This window comes from Cryobacterium sp. 10I1 (assembly GCF_035019805.1).
In the GTDB taxonomy this organism is placed as follows: Bacteria; Actinomycetota; Actinomycetes; order Actinomycetales; family Microbacteriaceae; genus Cryobacterium; species Cryobacterium glucosi.
Genome location: NZ_JASJVF010000063.1, coordinates 1 through 14,698 on the forward strand (window position 1 = coordinate 1; position 14,698 = coordinate 14,698).

Below are 14,698 nucleotides of genomic sequence, written 5' to 3' on the forward strand. Positions count from 1 at the left end.
GCGAACGTCAGCACCATCGAGGCCACGACCGCGACGAGGATCCCAGGGATCCGGCTCTTCGTCCAGACCAGGACGACGATGACACCCAGTGAGCCGATCCCGAACAGCATCGCGGTCGGGTTCACCTGGCCGCCGACGATGCCGGTGACGATGGCGATCGCATCTCGCAGCGGCGATGCCGACGAGAGAGAGAATCCGAGGAGCGGCGGGATCTGCGACAGAATGACGATCACCGCGAGTGCGTTGAGGTAGCCGACCCGGAGCGGCTTGGAAAGCAGGTCGGTCACGAACCCCAGGCGCAGCAATCCGCCCAGGATGAGTACCGCGCCGACCATGATTCCCAGGAGTCCGGCGAGGGCAACGGCACGGGCGCTGTCCCCGGCGGCGAGCGGCAGGATGGCCGCGGCGATGATCGGCGCGAGAGCCGAGTCGGGAGCGAGCACCAGGATCCGGGACGGCCCGACGACGGCGTAGACGAGAAGAGGAACGATCGTGGCGAACAGGCCGGACTCGGGCGGAAGGCCGGCGACCTCGGCATAGCCGATGCCGACCGGGATGAGCAGGGCGGTCAGGATCGCCCCTGCGCGCAGATCGGGCAGCAGCCAGATGCGCCGATAGCCCAGCGCTGTAGCGACGCCTGGCGCCCATTTCCGCAGTCCGGTGTCGGCCATGAGACTCCTCGTCCGAGGTCATCTTGCCCCGAAAGCGCGCGGCGGACTACCGAGCCGTGCGACGGGTGAAGACCAGATGGACGACTCCGGACGGAGAAGGGGTCGCCTCGATGTCAAAGCGTTGCTCGAGCCCTTCGAGTCCGTCCCACAGTCGTTCGCCCCGGCCCAGGACGATCGGTACGAGGACGATATGCATGTGATCAATCAGGTCGGCCTCGAGGAACTGTCGAACCGTGCTGACGCCGCCACCGACCCGGACGTCGCGGTCGCCGGCCAGGGCGCGAGCCTGTTCGAGCGCCGAGACGGGGTCGGAATCAACGAAATGGAAGGTTGTTCCGCCGTCCATCACGAGCATCGGCCGGGGATGGTGCGTCAGCACGACCACGGGGGTGTGGAACACCGGGTTGTCGCCCCACCATCCCTTCCACTCTTCGTCCTCCCAGGGACCACGCACCGGGCCGAACTTGTTGCGGCCCATGATCTCCACGCCGATCCCGGGACCCCAGGCGCTGGCGAACGCATCGTCGACGCCGAAGGATGCCGCAGACTCCCCGTGAAGGCCCATCTCGCGGAAGGTGCGTGTCGCGATCGCCCATTCCAGGAGCCGGGAGCCTGCGTGTCCGAAGGGAGCGTCGAGTTCCTGGCCTTCTCCGGTGCCGAAGCCGTCGAGGGAGACCGAGAAGTTGTGCACGCGGACGAGGGACATGTCATCTCCTGGAGTCGTGGTCGTAGGGAATCACACTATGGTGATTCGACCCACGGGCTCAAGGGGTCACGAGCTCACGACCGACGGTCCGAGACTCGAGGACTCAAGGGCGTGTGACAGGAACCGATGGTGGAGATGGGGGGAATTGAACCCCCGTCCACTGCTGTGGTCATATGCCTTCTACGGGTGTATCCAGTGAAGTCGTTCTACTCGGCTCCGGAATTTGCCACTGTCAGCTAATCCGACGAGCCCAGCCCTCGTTTAAGTCCCCCTACACCCCGCGGCTCAGAGTAGGAGCAATCTCTCTAAATGACGTCAGGGTCCGGGTAGAGAGCATTCCCGGCCTGACGGACTCTCTAGTTGCTTTACTTAGGCCGCGAGGGCGTAAGCAGAAGCAGAGTCAGTGCGGTTTGTTTTGGCACTTATTGTTTTGCAGGGAGCGTTAACGAGTTAACCCTGCATCCTCGACCCGCTTCTCACAATTGCGCAGGCAATGTCGAAACCGATCATCCCCATGAGCACTCGTCGCCATTGTTCGGCGCCACCGACGTGCGGCGGAATGAGTGGGTCCTGTCACACGCTGTTGAGTTGTCAATACTGCACTCGTTCTTTTCGAACTGATCGTGCAGCCCTTCAGTCTACAACACTTCTGCCGGAATGCGGGGCGACGGCCAGCAGGACGCGCTCGGCCTCGGAGTCGCCGGGAACGATCACATCGATGCGCGCAGCACCAGACCGGACCGTGACGATACTCGCCTCGGCGTAACGCGGATGCCGCTGCACGGTGACCGACTCCAACCGCGCCAAGAACACGATCAGCCGGGAGCTCGACAATTCGGACCGATCGGCCAGACCGAACCAGTCGCGACGGGACAGCACTTGAACCTCCGCGTCGGTCCCGCAGACGATGGCGCCGTGCAGCACAGTCGGACGGAACAGGTTCAACACCCGCGCCATGAAGCCGCCGGTCGCCCGAACCCGCTCACGCGGATGCGCGGCGTAGAGGTGGAGTTCCGGCTCGCGATCCCGCAGATTCGTCCAGTCCGCCATCAGGTCCGCGTCGGTTGCCCGGAATACGGCAGAGTTGAGGACGGCATTGGGCCGCCGGTCGATGGCGGGGCCGACCGGGAAAGTCAGCATCGAAGCAGCGGCCGTTGCGGCGTCGTGTGAGCCGAACGTCACTCCCAAGCCCAGCGACATGTCACGGAGCATGTCGACGAATCCGCTGACGACCTCGCGCGAGGAGCCGTTGTAGCCGACCTGGAGCACGCTGCCGTCCCGGGAGTACACCCGAAGGCGCCCGTCGGTGAGGTCGACGCTGTCCTCGATGGCAACGACGGCGTCGTAGGGCAGAGTCGAGCCGGCGTATGCCGAACCTGTCCTGCTCAGCACAGTGAGGGCGTCGCTCCCCGCGATGATCAGGTGGTCATAGAGGTCCATGGTCGGATCCGCGTCCCTGCGCGGGATGTTCCGCGGCACCTTGAGCACGAGGCGCTCCGACGTGGGATCGCACCCGAAGTCGCGAAAGAGCCGCGGGACCTCATCCAGTGTCCGCACCGCGTCCACCCAGGGGCCGAAGGCGTTGTATTCCGCGTCGGCTGTACTCATTGCCTTCATCGTAACGCCCCGCATCCGCCGCATCGACGCGTGCGGATGCCGTCGCCCGCTCGTCCGACGGGCGGGCGATTCAACCGGGTGTCAGTCGCCGAGGTGCTTGCGCGCGGACATCGCGCGGTCGGACTCGCGCTTGTCCTGGCGCTCACGGAGCGTCTGGCGCTTGTCGTATTCCTTCTTGCCCTTGGCGACGGCGATCTCGACCTTGGCCTTGCCGTTGCTGAAGTAGATCCGCAGGGGAACGAGCGTGTAGCCGCCCTCCTTGGTCTTGTGGCTGATCTTGATGATCTCCTGCTTGTGCAGCAGCAGTTTGCGTTTGCGCCGCGGCGGGTGGTTCGTCCAGGTACCGGCCATGTATTCCTGGATGTGCACGGCGTCGAGCCAGGCTTCGCCGCCCTCGATGAAGGCATAGCCGTCGACGAGCGAGGCGCGGCCGGCGCGCAGGGATTTCACCTCGGTCCCGGTGAGCACCATTCCGGCCTCGTACGTCTCCTCGATGAGGTAGTCGTGGCGTGCCTTGCGATTGGTCGAGACGACCTTTTCGCCGATTTCCCTGGGCACGGGTTACTCCTCAACGTCGGTGGGTGGGCAGACCGGTACCGGCCAGCCCACCAGTCTAGCTCTCGGCCTCGAGCCGTTCGGACGAACGGCTAGACCTTCAGGTAGCGGGTGATGGCGAAGTTGGCGGAGAAGGCCGCGAGTACCGCGCCGACCACCAGCAGGATCGGCACGACGAGGAGCGCATCCTGCATGCCCACAAGCGAGAAGCCTGTCAGCCGGGAACCGAGGAAGCCCTGGACGAACCATTGCACGAGGGCAAGGACCGCACCACCTGCCAGAAGCGATCCCAGCAGCGCCGCAAAGACGCCCTCGAGGATGAACGGCGTCTGGATGAACCGGTTCGATGCACCGACGAGTCTCATGATGCCGAGCTCACGCCGCCTCGAGAAGGCCGACAGCCGGATGGTGGTGGCGATCAGCAACGCTGCAGCCACGAGCATGAGCGAGGCGATACCGATCGCCGTGTAGCTCGCCGCATTGAGCACGGAGAAGATCTGGTCGAGGTACTTGCGCTGGTCAGCGACGTTCTCGACCCCGGCCACGCCGGACAGGCTCTCCACGAGCACATCCGATTGGGACGGGTCCTTGAGGTTCACCCAGAAGGTCTGGTTCAGTTGCTCCGGAGTCACATAGTCGGCGACCGGGTTGCCTGCGAACTGCTTCTTGAAGTTCTCGAAGGCCTGTTCATGCGTCTCGAAATAGTACTTGTCCACGAACGGCGAGAGCGTCGGCGACTCGAGCTGGGCCTTGACGGCGTCGATCTGACCCTGGCTCGCCTCTCCCCCGGTGCAGGTCTCCCCCGGTGAGATCGCGGTGCACATGTAGATTCCGACCTGGGCGCGGTCGTACCAGAAGTTCTTCATCTGGCCGATCTGCATCTGCATCAGGATCGCAGCGCCGACGAAGGTCAGCGAGATGAAGGTCACGAGCACGACAGAGACAACCATCGAGGCATTGCGACGCAGGCCGTTGGCGGCTTCGGAGAGCACCAGTCCGAGTCTCATCGGGTGGGTCCCACATTCTGTTCGCCGGTCTGGTCTGGTTTTTCGCCGGGAGCACGAAGCCCCAGCCTCTCGGCCAGGGTGAGCTGGTCGAGAACGTCGTCCTGGGTAGGTGCCATCGGACGCGACATGTACTTCGGTTGCTCGGCAGCACCCGCATCTGACGGGGAATCGTCTGCACCGGTCCCGGTTGGCGTCGTCGCGGCATCCGCCTGCTGCTCGCGGCCGGGCAGGAAGATCGCCGAGGTCAGCGGGAGGGGCATGCCGGAATCTGAGGCAATAGCCATGGCCTGCTCGCCGAACGGCTGCGGAATGGCGGCGGGCGGCGTGGCCGGGGCCGCAGCGTCTGCGCCCGTCTCGGCGAGGGCGCCCGCACGAGCCGGGGCGTCGGGGACGATGACGACCGGCGTGATGGGTGCAGCAGGAACGGGAACGGCCGCTGGCACGAGCGGCGCGGGCACGGGTGCGGAGGGGTGGGTGAGGGCAGGAGTGGCCGGGGCCATCGGGTTCGCCTGGTTTGCCTGGTTCGCCGGGGCGAACACCGACGGCAGTGCGCTCGGCGCAAGTGCTGACACGGTGTGCTGCGGGTCGATGGCCGGCTTCCGGTGCAGGCCAGCTCCGAGCGGAATGATCGGGATGCCTGCGGTCGCGTAACCACCCTGGCGTTCGTCGCGCACGATCTTGCCGCCGGAGAGCTCGATGACCCGGCGCTGCATCTGGTCGACGATGCCGGCCTCGTGCGTGGCCATGACCACGGTCGTGCCGCCCGCGTTGATGCGCTCGAGCAGGGCCATGATGCCCGCGCTCGTGGTGGGGTCGAGGTTTCCGGTCGGCTCGTCGGCGAGAAGCACCTGGGGCTTGTTGACGATGGCTCGCGCGATCGCGACCCGCTGCTGCTCACCGCCGGAGAGTTCGTGGGGCAGCCGGAGCGCCTTCTCGGCGAGTCCGACCATCTTGAGCGTGTCAGGAACGGCCTCCTGGATGAAGCCGCGCGACTTGCCGATCACCTGCAGGCTGAAGGCGACGTTCTCGAACACGCTCTTGTTCGGCAACAGCCGGAAGTCCTGGAAGACGACTCCGAGGTTGCGCCGGAAGTACGGGACTTTGCGGTTCGAGATCGACCGCAGGTCCTGTCCGAGCACGTGGATGCGCCCGCTCGTGGGTTTGTCCTCCTTGAGGATCAGCCGCAGGCAGGTTGACTTACCCGAACCGGATGCACCGACGAGGAAGACGAACTCGCCGCGCAGAACCTCGACGTTGATGTCGTCGAGGGCCGGTCGGGTCGTTCCCGGATATTTCTTAGTGATGCTGTCAAAACGGATCATGGCCCCTTGAGCCTAGGCAGGCATCCTGTGTTTTGCCAGTTCGACATACCGGCAAGCTTTTCCTCACAGGCAGGAACCGCCGAATTGGGCTCAATCCTGCGGTGCCTGCTTCCGCCAGCGGATGCCGGCGGCGATGAAACCGTCGAGGTCGCCGTCGAAGACCTGGGTGGGATTGTTGACCTCATAGTTGGTGCGGAGGTCCTTGACCATTTGGTACGGGGCGAGCACGTAGCTGCGCATCTGGTCGCCCCAGCTCGCCGTGATGACGCCGGCGAATTCCTTCTTGGTCGCGGCTTCCTGCTCGCGCTGGATCAGCAACAGCCGGGACTGCAGCACCCGCATGGCGGCCGCGCGGTTCTGGATCTGGCTCTTCTCGTTCTGGCAGCTCACCACCGTGCCGGTCGGGAGGTGGGTGATCCGGACGGCGGAGTCCGTCGTGTTGACGGACTGGCCGCCGGGTCCGCTCGACCGGAACACGTCCACGCGGATGTCGGTGTCCGGGATCTCGATCGACTCGGTCTGCTCGATGAGCGGCACGACCTCGACGGCGGCGAAAGAGGTCTGGCGCTTGCCCGCGGAGTTGAACGGGCTCATCCGCACGAGCCGGTGGGTGCCGGCCTCGACGCTCAGCGTGCCGAAGGCATACGGCGAATCGATCTGCAGGGTCGCGGACTTGATGCCGGCCTCTTCCGCGTATCCGACGTCCAGCACCGTCACCGGGTAGTCGTGCTGTTCGGCCCAGCGCAGGTACATCCGCATCAGCATCTCGGCGAAGTCGGCTGCGTCGACGCCACCGGCGCCCGAGCGGATGGTCATCACGGCGGGTCGTTCGTCGAATTCGCCGTTGAGAAGGGTGTGCACTTCGAGTTCGCCGAGTACCTTCTGCAGGCTCGCGAGCTCTGCGGTGGCTTCCTCGGCCGACTCCTCGTCGCCCTCGCCGTCGTTGGCCATCTCCACGAGGACTTCGAGGTCGTCGAGCCGGGACTCGATGCTCTCGATGCGCGCGAGCTCCGACTGGCGGTGGCTGAGGTCGCTCGTGACCTTCTGGGCGTGCTCCGAGTCGTCCCACAGGTCGGGGGCGCCGGCCTGGTCGTTCAGGTCGGCGATGTCGGTGCGCAGTTGATCGATGTCGATCACGGCCCGAATGTCGCCGAAGGTGGCCCGCAATGCGGCGATCTGCTCCGAAATGTCCAGCTCAATCATTTGTTGCCCAGCCTACCCGGCGTCGCAGGTCGCGGGCTGGTGCCCACCCGGGCGCGGCTGCGCACCCGGGTAGCATCGAGGAGTCATGACAAGCACCGAACGCCCCTTCAGCCTGCGCTCGGTGGCCCTTGCCGCCTTCCTGCCGACGTTCCTCTTCTCCGTCGGTGAGGGTGCGATCATCCCGCTGATCCCGATCGTGGCCAACAACCTCGGGGCGTCACTCGCCATGGCGGGGTTCATCGCCGCGATGATCATGGTCGGCGAGCTCATAGGCGACATCCCGAGCGGCTGGGTCGTCTCCCGGATCGGCGAGCGCAACGCGATGATCTGGGCATCGTTCCTCGCGATCATCGCGATCCTCGTCTGCCTGGTCGCCCCGAACCCGCTCGTGCTGGGCGTCGGGATCTTCATAGTCGGCCTCGCGACGGCGATCTTCTCCCTCGCCAGGCATGCCTTCATGACGAGCTACGTGCCGGTCGCCTACCGGGCGCGTGCGCTGTCGACCCTCGGCGGAATCTTCCGCGGCGGCTGGTTCGTCGGCCCCTTCATCGCGACCGCGGTCATCCGCTTCACCGGGGGCACCCAGGCCGTGTTCTGGGTGTTCGTCGTCGCGTGTCTGGGCGCGGCCCTCGTGCTCCTGCTGTTGCCGGACCCGGAGAGCACCTTCGGCACTCCCGAACTCGCGACGTCCCCGGATGGAACCGTGCGCCCGGCCGGCCAGGAACTCGCGGAGGAGGAGAGCCAGGGCCTGTTCCAGACCATCTGGAGCTTCCGTGGCGTCCTCATCCGGCTCGGCACCGGCGCGGGCCTCGTCGGCGCGATGCGGTCGGCCCGCGCCGTCCTCATCCCGCTCTGGGCCGTCAGCATCGGCATCAGCGAGCCGGACATCGCGCTCATCATCGGCATCGCCGGCGGCATCGACTTCGCCCTGTTCTACGCGAGCGGCCAGATCATGGACCGTTACGGTCGCATGTGGAGCGCGCTCCCCTCGATGATCGGCCTCGGCCTCGGCCTCCTCGTCCTCGCGTTCACGCATGACCTGTCCACCAACGTGCAGTGGCTCATCGGTGTCGCGATGTTCCTGTCGGTCGCGAACGGGATCGGCAGCGGAATCCTGATGACACTCGGCGCCGACCTCGCCCCCAAGGACAACCCGGCACCGTTCCTCGGAGCGTGGCGGTTCACCGGCGACTTCGGCAGCGCGGTCGCCCCGGTCGCCGTCGCCGGGCTCACGATCGTGTCGATCTCCCTCGCGAGCGGCGTGATGGGCGCCTTCGGGCTGATCGGCGCCGTGCTGCTCGGCCGGTACATCCCGCGCTACGTTCCCCGCCGCCCCCGGCCCGGAATCAAGCCCGGACCAGCGTCGGGGACCCCCGGAACGCTGCCCGGCCGGGAATGACCGATGTGGAATGTTCCCCAGTGCAGTGACGTTTAATGGTGTCATGCCCCTCATCGGAGAATATGAACCCAGCCCACAGCAGTGGGTCCGCGACCAGGTCGCCCTCTACGAGAGCTCAGGCGGCGAGCAGGGCACCACGATGCGCGGCATGCCCGTCATCGTGCTGACCACGCTCGGTGCGAAGTCCGGCAAGATCCGTAAGGCCCCGCTGATGCGCGTCGAGCACGACGGCAGCTACGCGGCGATCGCCTCGCTCGGCGGCGCACCGCGGAACCCGGTCTGGTACGCCAACGTGGTCGCCCACCCCGAGGTCGAACTGCAGGACGGCACCCGGAAATGGGACATGGTCGCCCGCGAGGTCACCGGCGACGAACGCGCCGCGTGGTGAGAACGCGCCGTCGCGGCATACCCCGACTATGCCGACTACCAGGTCAAGACCGAACGGATCATCCCCGTCTTCGTGCTCGAGCCCCTCGCCGCAGAGCCGGTAACCGCAGAGCCTGTCTCCGCCGTTCAGAGCACCGCCGCACCCGCGGCGCAGGACTGAGCGTGGCGCGCGCCCGCTCCGGCACCAGACCTCCCCTTCTCGACCCGATCCGCCTCGACGACCTCACGGATGCCGATGGCTCAGAGCTCGTCTCTGGCGCCGACGTCGAAGCACAGCGTTTCAGCGGCTGCGACTTCGACGGACGGGACCTCACCGGGGTCGCCTTCCGCGAGTGCGAATTCCACACGGTGTCGCTCAACGATGCGAAACTGCGCGGCGCAACCCTGTCGGAGTGCGTCGCGGGCGAACTGCACGCGGCCATCTTCAGCGCACCCCGCTCGGTCTGGCGCGACGTGCGCGTCGAGCACTCTCGCCTCGGCTCCGTCGAACTCTACGAGTCGAGCCTCCGGTCCGTGCAGTTCGACGGCAGCAAGCTCGACTTCGTCAACCTGCGGAACGCCCAGCTGCACGATGTCCTGCTGAGCAATTGCATCATCGAGGAGCTCGACCTCGGCAGCGCGACTGTGCAGCGCCTCGAGCTCCGGGACTGCCGGATCGGCACTCTCGACGTGACGAGGGCCACGCTCAAGGACGTCGACCTGCGCGGAAGCGATTTCAGCGTCATCCGTGGTCTCGAGGGTCTCCGCGGAGCCACGGTCGACGACTCCCAGCTGAGCCTCCTCGCCCCGATCATGGCGGATCACCTGGGCATCATCGTCGAGTAGCGGCGCCGAGTAGCGGCGCCGAGTAGCGGCGCCGCGCTCGGTTCCGGGCTGTAGCCGAGCGCGGGTATTCCGCCGCTCCGCGTCTGGTGCACCACCCGCGGAGCGGCGGAACACCCGCGTTCGACCTTGCCGACCCGGTGCGGGCTCAGGACTTCCGTGAACCGCCCGACTTCGCCGGCTTCCGAGACTTCCCGGCCTTCGACTTTGCGGATTTCTTGTGGGACTTCGCTGGCTTCGGGGACTTCGCCGGCTGTAGCGAAGCGGACGGGACCGCAGAAGGGAGGGAGGCAGCCTGCGCGCCGCTCGGGTCGGCATCCGCTGCACGTGTCGCCGGCACCGAATCGGCCAGCGGATCACTCTCCCCCGCCGCAGCCCGGCGGTACCCCTGCAACCAGGCGTCGAGATCGTCGAACACTGTGGGCGCGAGCGAGTAGATGCGTTGCTGGGCGCGAGGCTCCACCGCGACAAAGCCCGCCTCGCGCAGCGCGCGCAGGTGCCGGGAGGTTCCGGGCTGGCTGAGGCCCAGGTGCGCCGCGAGTTGGCCGGTGCTGCGGTCGCCGAGTCGCAATTCGGCGAGAATCGCGCGGCGGTTCCCGTCGACGAGGACATCGAAGGCGGTTTGCAAGTCCAAGATGTGCATGCATTCAGTATGTACTCGGCTTATATAAGCCTCAAACGCATATACGAGACACTTCCTGGCTAGGGAATGGCGCCCGCTGTCGCCTCCAGGTCGGAGATCGGGCGGTCGCGCTGGGTCGCGATCGCGGCGCCCGCGGCCACGCAGACCACGACGATCGCGATCTGCTGCTGGAGCAGCAGAGTCTCCCCGAGCACGAGCACACCGAATATCGCCGCGATGACCGGTCCGAAGCTCGTGATGATCGCGTAGAGGCGCGGGGTGATCCGGCGCAGGATGTACGTGTCGAGCACGTACGGGAATGCAGAGGAGAGCACCCCGATCGCGAGCAGCAGCCCGAGCACACCCCAGTCGAGCCGGGTGTAGTCGACGGTGAGGAGCGCAAACGGCACGAGCAGGGTGAGACTGACGACGCTCGCGACCGAGATGCCCTCGAGGCCGGGGAAGGTCACGGCGACCCGTCGGGTCAGCAGGATGTACCCGGCCCACGCCGCCGCCGCGACGAGGGCGTAGAACAGGCCGAGCAGGTTGATCTCTCCGGAGGACCAGGTCAGCAGGAAGACTCCCCCGGCCGCCGTGGTCGCGCAGATGAAGTCGAGCGGTCGCCGCGAGGTGAAGAGGGCGAGGGAGAACGGGCCCAGGAATTCGATCGTCGCAGCGATGCCGAGCCCGAGCAGGTGCACCGCCTCGTAGAAGGCGAGGTTCATCACGGCGAGGTCAAGTCCGAGAAGGAGCGCGGGCCAGAGCAGCCGCCACGTCAGGGTCGACAGCTTCGGTCGGTAGAACGGCAGGACCGCGCAGGCCATCACGATCTGCCTGGCCGCGACGACGACGGGGGAACCGACGATCGGGATCGCGAGTCCGGCGAGCGAGGAGCCGTAGTTGATGCTGACCTCGGTGACGAGCTGGGCACCGGCCCCCGCCAGCCGTTTGGATTTCGCCGTCACGCCGGGCGCCCCTGTCTCGTTCACGATGTCGTGCCGCGCGGATCGCGCTCGAATTCGAGGCTAGCGGGTGACGGGACGGTTCACGGCCCGGCCCACGCCTCGGCCAGGAGTGTGACCGTTTCGTCATCGGAGAGCTGGTGGAAGTCGACGTAGAACTGGCCGATCGCCCAGAACTGCTCGGGGGTCTGCACCACGACGACGTCGTCCGCGAGCCCGCGCATCTCCTCGACGACATCGGCCGGGGCGACGGGCACCGCAAGGACAATACGGGCGGCGCCCTGGCGCTTCACTGCGGCGAGGGCCCCGAGGTCATTGGCGGCGAGCGCGGCCTCGTAGTCCTCGAATGCGCTGAGCAGGCCGGCCGGCAGCTCGCCCGTGACCGAGGTCGGCACGAGGTGGGGTGCGAGGGTGCGCTCAGGCACCGAAGTCCGCCGTCCGGATACGGGCGTGCACGCCCGTGACACGGTCGACGACCTGGGAGATGTTGAAGTCGGTCGCCGCGCTCAGGTAGGCGTACGCGAGGGTCGGGTCCATGCCGTACCGCGCCCCGAGCAGGGCGATCGCGGCGCGCACACAGGCCCGCATCGCTTCGTCGAGGTCGGGGTCGAGGCCGGTCGGCACGAGGAACTCGCCCGTCTCGGCGAGCGGTCCGGTCAGTTCGCCGAAGAGCGCAGCCGCCTCGACCGCCGGAATGACGTCGAAGCGGATGCGCACCCGCAGGCTGGCCTCGAGTGCGGTCAGCGCCACCTCGCCATCGCCCTGGGCGAAGTGCGGGTCGCCGACGTAGGCGAGCGCGCCAGGCACCTGCACGGGCAGGTAGAGCGCGCTGCCGACGGTGAGCAGGCTGATGTCGAGGTTGCCGCCGTGCGCGCCCGGAGGGACGGAGTGCGGCCGGGCGTCTCCCGCGACGCCGACGCCCATGATGCCGAGGAACGGGTCGAGCGGGAAGCGCACGACCCGGTCACCACCGGGAACGAGCGGGAGGGTGCCGAAGAGCGCCCCGGCTTCCGTCCCGAAGTCGGGATCGGTGTCGACCTCGGTGAACACGGAGACCGTCCCCGGTCCGACGGGGTACTCGCCGGGGAGCGCCCCGCGACCGTGGCGACTCGAGATGACGCCGTACGGCACCCGGGGAGTCGCCTCGAGCAGGGTCATCCGGAGCAGGTCGCCCGGCAGCGCCCCGCGCACCTCGATCGGCCCGGTCACGACGTGCGGGCCGTCCGCCTCAGCATCCCGCGGGTAGTTGCTTGCGGCGAGCGCGACGGCATCCGCCAGCACATCGCCCGCTGCGACGCCGTGGCCGCCGAAGAAGGCGAGCGGGTCCCGACCCTGGTCCTCGAGCAGTCCCTCGTGGCTGAGAGTGTCGATCGTGACTGTGTCACCGGATCCGATCGAGAACACCGCGGCATCCGCTGCGCAGGGCAGGCGTCCCCACAGCACGGTCTGCGGGGTGGCCGGAAGGTAGTGCCCGGGCGCGATGCTCCCCATGCCGGGCTGCAATACGACGTGCGACATGGGAGCGCCTTCCAGGAACACGGAAACAAGAACGTGGTTCTTCACACTATTGGTGCCTCGCGATCGAGGCTATCTCCCGTTTGCGTGCCATTCGACCAGCCGGTACGTTTCAGGTCACTGTTGACACGATCGACATGAGTTTTACCTCCAGGAAACAATTGCAGCAGTCCCCGTCCCGAAGGATCACCCGTGCTCGAGAAGCTCCGCCGCCATCCCGCGAACCTCCACCTCGGCCTCATGCTCGCACTGACGTTCTCCACCGGCCTGGCGGATGCCGTCGGGTACCTCGGGCTCGACAAGGTGTTCACCGGCAACATGACGGGGAACGTCGTCATCCTCGGGATGGCCCTCGCCGGCGCGAGCAACCTGCCTGTGCTCGGCCCGCTGCTCGCCCTGTTCACCTTCATGCTCGGGGCCGCCGTCGGCGGGCGGGTGCTGCGGCCCGTTGCGATCGGCTGGACGACCCACGCGACGGTGCTGTTCGCGGTGCAGGGCGTGATCATGGCGGGACTGGCGATCGCCCTGTTCCTCGGGGGCGGGCATCCGCCACAGCCCTTCGACCTGGTGATCACGAGCCTCCTCGCCGCGATGATGGGACTCCAGGCCGGGGTCGCCCGGCACATCGGGGTCAAGGACGTCACGACGGTCGTCGTGACGTCGACGATCACGGGACTGGCCGCCGACTCGAGGCTCGGCGGAGGAAAGGGCCAGCCCTGGTTCCGCCGGGTGGCCGCGATCCTGCTGATCTGCGCCGGCGCCGCCGTCGGGGCCCTGCTGCTCTCGGTGCACATCGGCTGGGGCGTCGCCCTCTCTGCCGTGATCACCCTCGTCGTCGCGTCGCTCGGGCATGCGGCCGGGCGCCCGCACCATGCGCCGGAAAACAGAGCGAGTGCATGAGTTTCCGGTCTTGGTGGCGGGAATGACCCCGGCGTGTGAGGCTTAACCGGTGCCGAAGACTTCTGAAAAATCGGACCTGCGTGAAGCCGTCTCCCTCGACCGCCCCTGGGTCACCATCGTGTGGGACGACCCGGTCAACCTGATGTCCTATGTGTCCTACGTGTTCCGCAGCTACTTCGGGGTCGCCCCCGAGGAGGCCGAACGCCTGATGCTGCGGGTGCACAACTCCGGCAAGGCCATTGTCTCCACCGGGAACCGGGAGTCGATGGAGCGCCACGTCGAGGCGATGCACGGCTTCGGGCTCTGGGCGACGCTCTCGCGCGAGGACTCCTGATGCTCTTCACCCGTGACCCGGCCGGAACGGTGTCCGCGAGCTTCGAATCGGTCGAGCTCGGGCTGCTCCGGCTCGCCGCGAGCCAGCTGATCGAGCTCCTGCTCGCCGCGGAGACCCATGCCCTCGGGACCAGCGCCGATCCCGCGCTGAGACGCCTGCTGCCGGACGCCTACCCTGACGACGCCGAAGCCTCGGCAGAGTTCCGCCGGTTCACCTCCGGGGATCTCCTCGACGGCAAGCTCGCGAACGCCCGCGTCCTGCTCGCCTCACTCGGCGAGGAACCCCTCGATAAGATCGCCGACGAACCGTCGCTGCCCTTCCTGGACGACCGCTTCGAGGTTCCGCCGATGCCGATCGCCCTCGACGACGTCGGCGTGCAGTCCTGGCTCCGCACGCTCACCGACCTTCGGCTCACGCTTGCCGAGCGTCTGCAGATCTCCCCCGACGGCGAACAGCACCTCGACGCCGACGAGGCCCCGCTGCTCAGCAGCATCTACGAGTGGCTCGGCATGGTCCAGGAGTCCCTCGTCTACGCCATCGACCGCTAGGCGATCGCGACAGGGAGGGCTTCGAGCGCGGTCAGCGCCTCGTAAGCCCGACGCGGGCCCGCGCCGCCCCGCAGTGAGTCGCTGAGGGCGTCGAGACGCGCGCGGTCGCCGGCCGGAAGCCCGAGCAC

16 protein-coding genes, 1 other RNA gene and 1 pseudogene are annotated in these 14,698 nt (G+C 67.2%); 6 read left to right on the forward strand and 12 right to left on the reverse strand.

Going from position 1 to position 14,698, the window contains the following annotated elements; genetic code table 11:
• The 8 genes from QN345_RS07980 to prfB all read right to left on the reverse strand — a co-directional run.
• The coding region (locus QN345_RS07980; RefSeq protein ID WP_323508555.1) for a SulP family inorganic anion transporter at window positions 1-671 on the reverse strand (671 nt) is incomplete at its 3' end.
• 46 nt (window positions 672-717) lie between these two features.
• Window positions 718-1,377, reverse strand: coding sequence for a dihydrofolate reductase family protein (locus tag QN345_RS07985; RefSeq protein WP_134559434.1), 660 nt, complete (start codon window positions 1,375-1,377; stop codon window positions 718-720).
• Between the two features lie 127 nt (window positions 1,378-1,504).
• Window positions 1,505-1,891: a transfer-messenger RNA gene (gene ssrA / locus QN345_RS07990) on the reverse strand.
• A gap of 119 nt (window positions 1,892-2,010) precedes the next feature.
• Complete coding sequence (locus QN345_RS07995; RefSeq protein ID WP_134447305.1) at window positions 2,011-2,985, reverse strand: hypothetical protein; 975 nt, start codon at window positions 2,983-2,985, stop codon at window positions 2,011-2,013.
• Between the two features lie 90 nt (window positions 2,986-3,075).
• The gene (gene smpB / locus QN345_RS08000) at window positions 3,076-3,552 is read right to left on the reverse strand and encodes an SsrA-binding protein SmpB (RefSeq protein ID WP_134447303.1); all 477 of its coding nucleotides are present in this window, start codon (window positions 3,550-3,552) and stop codon (window positions 3,076-3,078) included.
• Between the two features lie 89 nt (window positions 3,553-3,641).
• A complete protein-coding gene (gene ftsX / locus QN345_RS08005) occupies window positions 3,642-4,556 on the reverse strand; it encodes a permease-like cell division protein FtsX (protein ID WP_134447301.1) in 915 nt (304 codons plus the stop codon).
• Window positions 4,553-5,878, reverse strand: coding sequence for a cell division ATP-binding protein FtsE (gene ftsE, locus QN345_RS08010; RefSeq protein WP_134447299.1), 1,326 nt, complete (start codon window positions 5,876-5,878; stop codon window positions 4,553-4,555). Before ftsE ends, ftsX begins: the two co-directional genes overlap by 4 nt.
• A gap of 90 nt (window positions 5,879-5,968) precedes the next feature.
• A complete protein-coding gene (prfB, locus tag QN345_RS08015) occupies window positions 5,969-7,081 on the reverse strand; it encodes a peptide chain release factor 2 (protein WP_134447297.1) in 1,113 nt (370 codons plus the stop codon).
• 85 nt (window positions 7,082-7,166) lie between these two features.
• On the opposite strand from prfB, the gene QN345_RS08020 reads away from it, so the two are divergent.
• The 3 genes and pseudogenes from QN345_RS08020 (at window position 7,167) to QN345_RS08030 (ending at window position 9,692) form a co-directional block, all read left to right on the forward strand.
• Entirely contained in the window at window positions 7,167-8,480 is a 1,314-nt protein-coding gene (locus QN345_RS08020; protein WP_322188031.1) for an MFS transporter, read from the forward strand.
• A gap of 43 nt (window positions 8,481-8,523) precedes the next feature.
• Window positions 8,524-9,027: pseudogene (locus QN345_RS08025) on the forward strand (nitroreductase family deazaflavin-dependent oxidoreductase).
• A gap of 2 nt (window positions 9,028-9,029) precedes the next feature.
• The gene (locus tag QN345_RS08030) at window positions 9,030-9,692 is read left to right on the forward strand and encodes a pentapeptide repeat-containing protein (RefSeq protein WP_134559444.1); all 663 of its coding nucleotides are present in this window, start codon (window positions 9,030-9,032) and stop codon (window positions 9,690-9,692) included.
• A gap of 145 nt (window positions 9,693-9,837) precedes the next feature.
• Here QN345_RS08030 and QN345_RS08035 read toward each other — a convergent pair whose 3' ends face one another.
• From QN345_RS08035 to QN345_RS08050, 4 genes are all read right to left on the reverse strand, one after another.
• On the reverse strand, window positions 9,838-10,332 hold the full coding sequence (locus QN345_RS08035) for an ArsR/SmtB family transcription factor (RefSeq protein WP_206750886.1): 495 nt from the start codon (window positions 10,330-10,332) through the stop codon (window positions 9,838-9,840).
• A 59-nt stretch (window positions 10,333-10,391) separates the two neighbouring features.
• On the reverse strand, window positions 10,392-11,276 hold the full coding sequence (locus tag QN345_RS08040) for an EamA family transporter (protein WP_134559445.1): 885 nt from the start codon (window positions 11,274-11,276) through the stop codon (window positions 10,392-10,394).
• 80 nt (window positions 11,277-11,356) lie between these two features.
• Window positions 11,357-11,698, reverse strand: a complete 342-nt coding sequence (locus QN345_RS08045) for a hypothetical protein (RefSeq protein WP_323508556.1) — start codon at window positions 11,696-11,698, stop codon at window positions 11,357-11,359.
• Window positions 11,691-12,791 (reverse strand): acetamidase/formamidase family protein, encoded by a 1,101-nt coding sequence (locus QN345_RS08050; protein ID WP_322189633.1) that lies wholly within the window; start codon window positions 12,789-12,791, stop codon window positions 11,691-11,693. The genes QN345_RS08045 and QN345_RS08050 overlap by 8 nt, the downstream gene beginning before the upstream one ends.
• Before the next feature lie 189 nt (window positions 12,792-12,980).
• On the opposite strand from QN345_RS08050, the gene QN345_RS08055 reads away from it, so the two are divergent.
• Genes QN345_RS08055 through QN345_RS08065 form a run of 3 tightly spaced genes read left to right on the forward strand, consistent with a single transcriptional unit; the run spans window position 12,981 to window position 14,570 of the window.
• Window positions 12,981-13,688 carry a YoaK family protein gene (locus QN345_RS08055; protein ID WP_241975460.1) on the forward strand — a complete coding sequence of 236 codons (708 nt, stop codon included), beginning with the start codon at window positions 12,981-12,983 and terminating at the stop codon, window positions 13,686-13,688.
• A 49-nt stretch (window positions 13,689-13,737) separates the two neighbouring features.
• Window positions 13,738-14,022, forward strand: a complete 285-nt coding sequence (gene clpS / locus QN345_RS08060; RefSeq protein WP_241975459.1) for an ATP-dependent Clp protease adapter ClpS — start codon at window positions 13,738-13,740, stop codon at window positions 14,020-14,022.
• On the forward strand, window positions 14,022-14,570 hold the full coding sequence (locus QN345_RS08065; RefSeq protein WP_134448917.1) for a DUF2017 family protein: 549 nt from the start codon (window positions 14,022-14,024) through the stop codon (window positions 14,568-14,570). Before clpS ends, QN345_RS08065 begins: the two co-directional genes overlap by 1 nt.
• Window positions 14,571-14,698 lie beyond the last annotated feature (128 nt).